The organism is Thauera sp. 2A1, from assembly GCF_009469595.2.
In the GTDB taxonomy this organism is placed as follows: Bacteria; Pseudomonadota; Gammaproteobacteria; order Burkholderiales; family Rhodocyclaceae; genus Thauera.
This window is the reverse complement of the sequence record NZ_SSXV01000008.1, coordinates 1-10,563: the sequence shown is the minus strand read 5'-3', so window position 1 is coordinate 10,563 and position 10,563 is coordinate 1. Positions and strand designations below refer to the sequence as shown.

The following is a 10,563-nucleotide window of genomic DNA, read 5'->3' as shown; positions in this document are numbered from 1 at the left end:
GTCACACCGCCTGCGCCGTCGACATCGCCGTACCGGCCTGCACGGCCGGCACCCGCACGGCTTCGGCCGCGCCCCCGCTTGCCGCGGCGATCTCCGCGCCCCGGCCGAAGAAGGAACTCATCATGTTTTGCGCACCTACCAGCAGCGCCATGACCAGCACGATGAAAATCAGCGTGCGGAAAAACGCGGTGAGCTCACCGCCGAAGATCAGCATGCCGCCGGCGACGACGATGCCGATCAGCGACAGGGTGAAGGCGACCGGTCCGGTGACCGAGTTGCGCAGGTTCGTGAGCCAGCTCTCGTACGGCAACGAACCCCCGGTGCCCTCCGAAGCGAGGGCCAGTTGCGGTGCCAGCAGGACGAGCGCCAGCAGTGCGAGCAGGCAGAGCGCACGCACGGCGGGCTGCCCGAGGTGCTTGAGGCGGAACGGGGACAGGGCAAGCGGCATCGGTAAGACTCCTTCAGAGGGTGTGGGTGAGGTAGCGGCCGCCGTCGAACCCCGACACGGCGAGGATGTCCTGCACACGGCGCTGCCCGTCGACGCGGGCGATATGCACGACGAGCTGCACGGCCTCGCCAATGAGCGGTTCGATGGGTCGGGGGGCGTCCGGATGCATGCTGATGAGCATCGCCAGACGGTCCAGACCGGCACGCGCGCTGTTGGCGTGCAAGGTGGCCGCCCCGCCTTCGTGACCGGTGTTCCAGGCCATCAGCAGATCGAGCGCTTCCGGACCGCGGACCTCGCCGACCAGGATGCGGTCGGGGCGCATGCGCAGGCTCGTCCTGAGCAGCGCGGTCATGCTCACATCGAGGCTGGTGTGATACTGGACATAGTTCTGTGCGGCGCACTGGATCTCGCCGGTGTCCTCGATGATGAACACCCGCTCGCCCGGGTCATGGGCCACCATCTGATCGATGATGGCATTGACCAGCGTGGTCTTGCCGCTGCCGGTGCCGCCCACGACGAGGATGTTGCGGTGCGCACGCACCGCCTCGACCAGCACGTCGCGCTGGTGGGAACTCATCACGCCGGCTGCGACGTACTCATCCAGCGTGAAGATGGCCAGCGCGCGCTTGCGAATGGCGAAGGTCGGCGCCGGGACGACCGGTGGGAGCTGGCCGGCGAAGCGTGACCCGTCGAGCGGCAGCTCGCCCTCGAGGATGGGCTTCTGGCGGGTGACTTCCTTGCCGTGGTAGCCGGCGACCGTCTCGATGATGGCCTGTGCCTGGGCCAGCCGCATCGTGCCGATGCAGCGCATCGGCTCGCCCAGCCGCTCCTGCCACAGGCGGCCATCCGCGTTGAGCATGAGTTCGACGGTCTTCGGGTCGTGCAGCGCCGCCAGGAACGCCGGCCCCATGTCGCGTTCGAGCTTGCGCCGGGCACGCTCGCGGATGCTGATGGCTTCAGGCTGTTCGGACATCGTCTCCCCCGGCTACAATGCCATTGTGTTGGCACCGAACTTTGTTAAACGATATACCGAACTATTTTGCAGTTCAAGAAAAATGTTTTGACGAAAATGTTGCGGCCTGATTATCCTGCGTGAATAGACGGGCGCGCAGCACGACCGTGGCCGCCGGCCGTCCGGGGGCACGAGTGCGTGGGCGAGAAAAGGCTGTGGACGCGCGGCATCCAGAGGCGACTGTGCCGCTGTGGCACGCTTTAGCCGCTAAAACGCGGGCGTCTGCCCGTTCGTGCCGCTGCGTCGCCCTACCCCTGGCGTTACGACTTCCTGAGTTTCTTCTGGGCCGCCTCGGCCCACTTCCTGACGATGAAGGCCTGGTGCTCGGGCAGGACGGCCGCCACCCGTTCGTAGCCGGGCGGCAGGCTGCTGGGGACCTTGCCACCGGCGAGCGCCTCGAGCGAGGCCGGATCCAGATCGGTGACTTCGAGCAGCAGCGGCAGCGGCGTCTGCAGCGCGCGGGCGATGTCCTCCATCACTTTGAGCGACGGGTTGCCCTTGCCGGTGGTGATGTCGGAGAGAAAAGAGATGGACACGCCGGACTTTTCGGCGAGGTCGTGCTTGGTCATCTGCAGCTCATCGAGGACGCGCAGCACGTTCGTGAAGAAGATGTAGTTGTACAAGGCTCGGGCCTTCTGGCTGCACGCGTTCGGCTTTAGCCGCTAAAATCGCATTGTTTTTTCGCCGCACACCCTGCGCACACACAGCGTGGCGTCGGGCGAGGGTCTCAAACAATGCGTATGGCATGACCTGTTCTCGTCAACCCGCGATTTTACCTGCGCGCCGACGATCGGACACGCGGAATGCGTCACTCCCGCCGACCGCTTCGCCGCCTGCGGAGGCACGGCCTGCCGGGCTTGAGGAGCTTGCGCTGGCGCCGACGGGTCCCATTCGAAGCGGTAACGCGCGTGGCGTGACCCCAGACCCACAGGCGGGCAACACACCCCCTGGGCCATGAAGGCGGAAGCGAGGGGGGAGGCCAAAGCGCGCTCGCGCACCGCGTTCAACCCGTGACCCTGCGCGGACAACAAGAAAATGGGAGAGCACACCATGAGCCGCGTGAAGAATGCCAGGACGAAAGCCGATGAGAGGCCCCGGGCATCCGCATCGGACACCGCAGGTAACGACAAGCCCTCACGGCAACCGGGCCCGTCGGAAGCCTTCGTGCGCATCGGGCGCCCGCTGGAGCTGCCGCTCGAGCTGATCGACGAAGATCCGCAGCAGCCGCGCACGGCCGACAACCCCGGTTTTTCGGCGCAGAGCATTGCTGAGATCGGCCAGACTATCCAGATCCGGGGCGTGAAGTCGCCGATTTCGGTGCGTGAGCATCCGGAGCGCGAGGGGCGCTACCTCATCAACCACGGCGCGCGGCGATACCGTGCATCGATCTGGGCGGGGAAGACAACTATCCCCGCCTTCATCGACAACGACTACAGCCACGCCGATCAGGTGATCGAGAACCTGCAGCGCAACGAGCTCACCGCGCGTGAGATCGCCGATTTCATCGGTCGCGAACTCTCGAGCGGCAAGAAGAAGAGCGACATCGCCCGCGAGATCGGGAAATCCCCGGCGTTCGTCACCCAGCATGTGACGCTTCTCGATCTGCCCGATCCCATCGCACGCGCGTTCAGCAGCGGCCGGGCAAGCGATGTGACCGTGGTCAACGAACTGGTCACCGCCTTCAAACGATATCCGGCGGAAGTTGGCGCCTGGCTCTCCGACGAGACCCAGGAACTCACGCGCGGGTCGGTCAGGATGCTGCGCGAGTTCCTGGCGGAAAAGCGCCATCATGATGACGAGCACGACGCAGGTATCGATGACCTCCTCGGGGACGGATCTCATTTGCAGGGCGAAGGGGAGACTCCGCGCCCGGACAGGACGGGCGCCAGAAGCAAGGCCGGCCCTGACATGCTCAAGCGGGCCATCATCCAGGTCGAACACCGCGGGCGGCGGGCCCGGCTAATCCTCAGCAAGCGCCCATCGACCGAGGGGTGGGCCTGGCTAACCTACGAGGATGGCGGGAATAAGGTCGAAGCCCGCCTGGCAGACATGAAACTGGTGGCGCTGATCGAAGGCTGACGGTGAGCCCGAGTGGAAAAACTCGAACATTGGCTCGGTACCGCCAGCGGGTCGAGGGAGAGCGGCCAGGGATCGCGTGGATCGACAGGGCAACAGCGTCCATCCATCGCAATCAAGTCCCGCAGGGCTGATCTGCAGCAAGAAACAGCAAACGTCGATTCGGCGCCGCCGTTGGGTTACTGACCCGTACATGTATCTGACGTGGGCGTTTCCCCTTAACCCGCTCAGCGGCTCAGCGAACCGCCTGCGACAGTCTCGTATCGACCCAGGCTGTGTCAAAAGTCGTTGAGAGAATGAGCAGCCGAGGGGAAACACCGAAACGCGAGTCCCAAGTTTCTTTCGCCGTCTGTTGAATTACGAAAAGAGAGAGAAACGAAGGCCTCCTTCAGGCCCTCACTGCGTTGATTAGCGCCGCATTTCCGAGAATTTTCATTACTCGCTTCATGTTGTAAGCGAGAACATGCAAGCTCATTTCCGTGCTGACACGCTCAAGGCCTTTGGTCAGGAAATGGGTCGCCCCCATCCAGGCCTTCAACGTGCCAAATGGGTGCTCTACCGTTTGGCGCCGGATCGCCATTGCATCTGGTGAGCGATCGAGCCTGCGCTGCATGCGTTCGAGCAAGTCTTCGTGCTGCCACCTGCTGATCCGACGTTGGTCGCCAGGGGTGCATTTCGGCTTCAATGAGCACGCCTTGCAGTTCGAGCTCCAGTAACGGTGCAACGTTTGGCCGTTCTCGACGGTGTGGTAGCGCCAGATCAGTCGCTCACCGGCTGGACATTGATATTCGTCGCTTTCCGGATCGTAGAGGAAGTCATCCTTGCCGAACCGCCCATCGGCTTTGGCATTCGATGTCAACGGCTTGGGCACGTAGGCCGTAATCCCCGCCTTGTCACAGGCCAGAAATTCCTCACTCCGGAAATAGCCCCGGTCGGCAACCACGCTTAACTCTTTCACACCCATCGCGCGCTTTGCCTGCTTCGCCATCTTGGCCAACTGGGTGCGATCATGGCCGACATTGGTTACCTCGTGGGCCACCACCAAGTGATGCCTGCTATCGACGGCCGTCTGGACGTTGTAGCCGACCATGCCTGTGCCACGACCACTGGTGGCCATCGAGCGTGCATCGGGATCGGTGAGCGAGATCTGTTTGTCGGGCGTCTGCTGCAGACGGGCTTCAATTTCCTCAAGCTGCGTCATCTGCTCCTTCAGACAAGCAATCTTCTCGCGCAGGCGTGTAGTCTTGGCCTCAGCAATGTCAGGGTTCTGCCGGTCCGCCGTCTCGATTGCGGCGAGGTAGCGCTCGATGCTCGCTTCGATCTGCTCGCGGCGGCGATCGATCTTGTTGGCGGTAAAGTTGCGGTCCCGGTTGTTGACCGCCTTGAATTTGCTGCCGTCGATCGCGACGAGGGCGTTTGAGAACAGTTTCAACCTGCGACAGACGCCAACGAACTGTGCGCAGACGTTACGGATGGCTTGGCCATTGTCCTGCCGGAACCGCGCGATCGTCTTGAAATCCGGGCAAAGCCGACCGGTGAGCCAGATCAATTCGAGATTGCGTCCCGCCTCGCGCTCAAGTCGCCGGCTCGACTGGATCCGATTGAGGTAGCCGTAGATGTAGATCTTCAGCAATACGGCAGGATGATAAGCCGGGCGTCCATTGAAGCTGCGATCGACGCGCTCGAAACCCAGTTTGCGTAGGTCGAGATGCTCGACAAAGGCGTCGATGACGCGGACTGGATTGTCCTCGGCGACGTAATCATCCACATGCTCCGGAAGCAGGGTGCCTTGACCACGGTCTTGGCCTTCAACGAAACGCTTCACGACAGTCCCCGATCCATGTACGGCTCGTGCATATTATATCTAGGGTTTTGACACAGCCTGGACCCAAAGACGACAGTCGAAGATATGGAAAGCCGACGTTCAACGTTTGCCGTGAAGGGCCACCGTAGCCGCAAAGCCCACAAGTGCAGCTTGTGGGCGGTCCCTCTCGACGGAATCGTTAGCGCGTGAACTTCTATCTCCATGACGTCAAAGGATGCCAAATGACCTCGAGGATCTTCAGAAATATATCTATGACATTCTCCGACGCACCAAGGGCAGCTAACCCAATGATGGTTAGTATTGAAATAATTGGCAGGCCATTTTTTTCAATAAATTTTTGAACTTTATATTTTCTCTTCCATTGAATTATTTTTGGATAAAGGGGCTCGCCAAGAAGACTCTCAATTGCCTTCTCAGATACATGGATTGGAGGATGTTCAATCCCACTTAAGCCGGTACTTGCATCAGCCCACCCGTCGCATCTGAGCTGGCATATATAACTTGAATTCTCGTCACGTTCGATCTGTTCAAGGCACGCCAGGGCTTCTTCTTCTGAGGCAAATTGCACACGCCCAAGATACAGCGCCCCTTCCTCGATCTGTGTATTGACGCACGAGAGGCAGATCGTCCAAACAAGAGGTGCAGTCACATTAACCAGGCAGGCAAATAGTTAATTGACTGGGCATACCGAACGTACTCATGGCTAAAATACGACCCCACTTGTTTCGGCATCGCAGCAATGCGCTGCATGCACATGTGCGCCGTTTCAAGGAGTGGTGCTGCGGTCCTGGCAATTGGACCGGAGCGTATCGTAGTTTTCAGATCCCGGTTCAGGTACTCGTCGGGGGTAGGCCTAACGCGAGAAGCATACTGCATGCGGATTGTGGATGTTGGCTTACGAGCGCCAACGCTCACCGGCAGCTCCTGGCCGGACTGAGAGCCCCAGGGCCCCGAACCCACGCAGCACCTCGGAAGGCCACCCACGAGCGTCTCAGGCCGACCCGAAGCGGACGGAGGGGCTGTACGAAAGGTGCCGTCCAGCATGAAGCTGCAACTGACGGCCGCAAGCGCTTGTGAGCCCACGGGAATACCAAGATGGGCTGTCTTGGTCGGCTCTAAAGGTCGCGGCAATTGTCATCATAGTCAACAGGAAACACACCTGCAAAATAGGCCGGCTGCATGACTGAAACCGTCTCGATCCTTCACGTCGTTGAATCCTGCTTTCCTGGGCCGGTAATGTAATCGGTCTGCTCAACCGCTCCGATCACTTGGCATCGCGCCTGCTCAATGCCTACTTCCTGAACGGAGTTTTCACCGTTTCGCTTCTGTCACATTTGATCTCTCGATCACCGCAAGGACACGTCGCCATCAATAGTTGAACTATATTTAAGCTGAGGTGATGATGAGGGCGGAGGGGTATTTCCTCAAAGGAATTTGGCAGCTCGGTAGATAATAAGGCTGCCAACCACGGCGACCATGGTCTCAATGGGGATTGAATTCGGTAAGACGACGATAAGTAACCGGACAAGCAGAGACAGTATCCCACCGACGATCGCAATCAGTGCGAGGTCGACGAGCAACGTCCCGTGCATGGATCGCGATAGCGCAGCCGGCAACTCTGACGCGCTAGACTCGGTCACCGTGCCATTAACAGCCGCTCTGGCCAGACGCTCCCAATGGTTTTCCGATATGCCTGCGCTATGATTACCATGGACTCCGAGTTGTTTCACTCGATTGTCGGCGATTGTGGCGGAATCGCGGAATCCGAAATAACCAGCGCCTCCGCATTGCATGAAAGAAAGCCCCAGCCGTTCGACGAAGCCGGGAAGCATCCGAACAACGAAATCCTTGGATGCCGTGACATTAAAAACTCTCTTTGCGCTGATGGAAAGAATGACGGGCCACTCGAACGTCGAGCGAACGACTGAGCCGGCAAACACGACGTTATCCAGCTTGATCGCCTTGCAGAGTTCCATCGCTCTTGCTGCGAGGAAGGTTCCGTTACTGTGTCCGATGAACGAAATTTTGGCCTCTGGATACACCGCTTTGACTTGGACGTACCGCTCCATGAACCAATAGGTCGCATCCAATCGGCCGCTCGGGCGGATGAAATCCCACGCAGAGAAATAGCCGTAACTAGGGGATGGTGCGCGAACGATCAAGCCCTTTTCGGCGCCTACTTTCTTAACCCAGCGCGCGACTCGCTTCGTCCAGAAGCCGTGATCGCGAATGCCATGAACAATTATGACGGCTACATTTACATTTGGAAATTCCTCCGACGGACCGTCTCGACGCGGCCGGTCGAGGATGTCAAGATTGCTGTCCAAGTCTTCCTGATCTACTTTGTATCGACTCTGAGCCAAGGTCTCTTGTGAGGCTAGAAGCGCCTCACGTAGGACTGCCACGCGTGCATTTGGCCTATCACCGTCCCCCTCAAGGCGCAATAGGTCGAAATGCCTGCTATTCGGGACTTCTAAATAATTTGAGCAAGCCCGTGGCCCGAAATCCATCGCGTCGGCCGGAGATACAAACTCATCCTGTGATCCGAGGAGGTACACAATTGTCGGTTCCGGGCGCCCAGCATCGATCAATGAGCGATGGACTGCGAGAAACTGAAGCTGAGTTAGCGTGACAAACGGAGCGCCCCTTTTCACTTTATGTATCAGCACCATTGGCTCGAACAAGTTGCGGAGCGAAAAGGAGTGAATGTGCGATAGCTTGTGCCAGATTCCCCAAGCGTGCGCAAAAAAATTCAGCAGAGGACTTACCAAGCGGAAGCGCATCGGTGTGGCGGATGATATCTCCCAACCACGCGTTATCGCCGATATATACACGATCCGAGTGATTAAGGAGGCCCATCTCTTTCGGTGTTCGGGACATACTTCTCCCGCGTCGCTCGCACCATGGCCCGCGCAGAAGACCCCGCGTGCCAAGAGTGCGCCTGTGCTGAACCCAAGTAGTTGAATTTCATCATAGTCCTTCGCCTCAGTTTTCTTGCTCAGGTCATCCACAATCTGCGCGACTATCTCCGCTGGATCTGCCACGGAAAACATTGCAAGTGGCAACTCGGGTACCCATAGATCCACCTCATATTTTTCCTGGAGCGTCGACTCAACAAACTGGAGAAACGCTTTCGGATACTCGCCGCCAGGGTCTCCCGTTAGTTTTGGCAGCAGATCATTCGCGTTGGTCCAGCCTCTCAATGCGACCACTAGAAGGCGATGCTTGTTTTTGTCTGTGGGGCGGGCAGACTGATGCGCTTCCATAGTCTCGGTCCTCATCAAGGATACGCGTTGCACATCAATTCATAGGGGTTTGTTACTGAAGGCACTTACGATCCTGTCCATAAACGAAAATACGAGTTCCACGCTGTATCCAGCGATAAAGGCGAGAGTCCAGGCAGGGGCGCTGCTGAGCAAGCCGATTGTTTCAGGCTTCAGCATCCATCCCGAAGCAATTCCAGCCATAGCTCCTAGGAAGAGGCGGATCATGTGATGAATTGAGGAACCAGGTGCAAACGATCGCTTGCTGATGTCGAGGCTCATATTGCGCAGCACGAAGGTGTGCGCACCGAGAAAGCCGAGCAGCATCGGCAACATTATCTGAGCGAGTTGATCGCGGATGACTTGCGCATCAAAAACTAACGTGCTAGCGGGCCTATCTTCAGAACCGCACGCGCCGGCCATCCCCACCATGCCGCAAATCGGTTTGATCCAAGTTGTCAGCCGATTACGCAATCCAATCATCTCGGCATCGGTTTCCTTCAACGTGACCTCGCTCTGCGTCAACTCATCCTTGGTCCTATCCAACTCGGCCTGCGCTTTCTCTAGTTCGGCCTCTGTGCCTGCCCTTGCAGTTTCGAGCGCTCGTGTGGCACCGAGCACCGCGAGTTGCTTCGTTCGTGCGGAATCTTTCGCCATCTGGGCGATTTGAATCACTTCATCGTATCGTGCGAGCGTGGTGGATCCCACTGCGAAATAGGCGAGTACAAATCCAGTCACGACCAACACGCAGACGAAGAACAGGGAGTGCAAGAATCGGCCACCAGTGGCGACGGCGAGTCCGCTAACGAACTCGGTCGGATGGGTAAGCAACAACGCAAGCTTTGGAAAGCGGGTTCTAGACGCCTCCAGCGTCTCTGAAGTCACCGGTGCGAGCGTCTTAGTCAGTTCTTGATAAGCCTGCAGGAAGCGGTCCTCACCTTCTGCCCTCAAACTTCCCCGCATGAGGGCATCCGCCGATTCGACCAAGGCCTTACGAACACCAGCATTGATCTCCTTCCCATTGGCAACTGCATAAGAGAGTAGCTGCTGTGCGTCGACAACCTGCTGTGCCAGACGCGCTTCGCGTTGCTTTTCGGCCCAAATTTCAGCGGGACTTGTCTGCAAAAGGGCGGTCAGTCTCTGGATGGCACTGTAGAACGCTTCCTTCTTCGGGCCTTCGTCCAGGTCGGCCAGTTGGTCGGGCGCGGCCAGCAGTTCTCCCGAGAGTTCCGGCGGCACCTGCTTGCCTTGTCTAACTGCCCATGCGAGGAGAGCCAGGCCGTCGTCTGCCATCGAGGACATCTCTGACATGGGCATCTCCCTTTGTCATGTGGGCTGATTGCACGTAGAAATGACGCTAATTCGAATTTCACCCGTGCAAGATAGAAGAGCACTCCGTGAATGACAAAACCCCACGCTCAATATCAGGGACAGGCCGTAAAGCGTCGTCGAGATTGTCGTTTCCACGTAGAGCACCACCAGCAATATCCAACGGGGGGCATAAGGACGGCAAACTGCTGTAAAGCGAATCCGCACTCTTCTTGCAAACTACATTCAGCATAGGCGGTAGCCGAGCGCATGCAAAGGAAATGTAACGACGATCGACTGCTCTTGGCCGCCTGCTGTCTGTCATGAGTGGGCCGGCAAAGAGGTCGTTTAGGGGCATGGCGCGGCGTGATTAGACAAAATGAACCATTTTGTCCAACGGCTGGGCACGACCTCCAGGAACGGCAGGGCTTCGAGCCCGCGCTTCTCGCCGTACTTTGGACAAGACAGACAGAGGGCTGACGGAATGGCACCATTCCGAGTGAAGTAACCGTCCGAGCAACCCCGCCCCCCGGCGGAGCGGAGGGCTTCAAAGGTCGACGACGTGCCTGAGCAGTCCGAACGACACGCGCCAGCCGAGCTCGTTTTCGCAGTCGACGCTGGCCGTCTTCTG

8 protein-coding genes are annotated in these 10,563 nt (G+C 58.8%); 1 reads left to right on the top strand and 7 read right to left on the bottom strand.

Features of this window, described 5'->3' with window-relative positions; genetic code table 11:
* Position 1: 1 nt before the first annotated feature.
* From trbC to GH664_RS09245, 3 genes are all read right to left on the bottom strand, one after another.
* Positions 2–448, bottom strand: a complete 447-nt coding sequence (trbC, locus tag GH664_RS09255; protein WP_096453081.1) for a conjugal transfer system pilin TrbC — start codon at positions 446–448, stop codon at positions 2–4.
* Between the two features lie 13 nt (positions 449–461).
* Positions 462–1,421: a P-type conjugative transfer ATPase TrbB gene (gene trbB, locus GH664_RS09250; RefSeq protein ID WP_096453079.1), complete on the bottom strand. Its 960-nt coding sequence runs from the start codon at positions 1,419–1,421 to the stop codon at positions 462–464.
* Between the two features lie 299 nt (positions 1,422–1,720).
* Complete coding sequence (locus GH664_RS09245; RefSeq protein ID WP_096453077.1) at positions 1,721–2,083, bottom strand: transcriptional regulator; 363 nt, start codon at positions 2,081–2,083, stop codon at positions 1,721–1,723.
* Between the two features lie 427 nt (positions 2,084–2,510).
* On the opposite strand from GH664_RS09245, the gene GH664_RS09240 reads away from it, so the two are divergent.
* Positions 2,511–3,539 carry a ParB/RepB/Spo0J family partition protein gene (locus tag GH664_RS09240; protein ID WP_096453152.1) on the top strand — a complete coding sequence of 343 codons (1,029 nt, stop codon included), beginning with the start codon at positions 2,511–2,513 and terminating at the stop codon, positions 3,537–3,539.
* 385 nt (positions 3,540–3,924) lie between these two features.
* Here GH664_RS09240 and GH664_RS09235 read toward each other — a convergent pair whose 3' ends face one another.
* The 4 genes from GH664_RS09235 to GH664_RS09220 form a co-directional block, all read right to left on the bottom strand.
* Positions 3,925–5,361 (bottom strand): IS1182 family transposase, encoded by a 1,437-nt coding sequence (locus GH664_RS09235; RefSeq protein ID WP_153167853.1) that lies wholly within the window; start codon positions 5,359–5,361, stop codon positions 3,925–3,927.
* Between the two features lie 193 nt (positions 5,362–5,554).
* The gene (locus GH664_RS09230) at positions 5,555–6,010 is read right to left on the bottom strand and encodes a hypothetical protein (RefSeq protein WP_153167852.1); all 456 of its coding nucleotides are present in this window, start codon (positions 6,008–6,010) and stop codon (positions 5,555–5,557) included.
* Positions 6,011–6,785: 775 nt separating this feature from the next.
* A complete protein-coding gene (locus GH664_RS09225) occupies positions 6,786–8,627 on the bottom strand; it encodes an alpha/beta hydrolase (protein ID WP_194270367.1) in 1,842 nt (613 codons plus the stop codon).
* Positions 8,628–8,666: 39 nt separating this feature from the next.
* The gene (locus tag GH664_RS09220) at positions 8,667–9,935 is read right to left on the bottom strand and encodes a hypothetical protein (RefSeq protein WP_153167850.1); all 1,269 of its coding nucleotides are present in this window, start codon (positions 9,933–9,935) and stop codon (positions 8,667–8,669) included.
* Positions 9,936–10,563 lie beyond the last annotated feature (628 nt).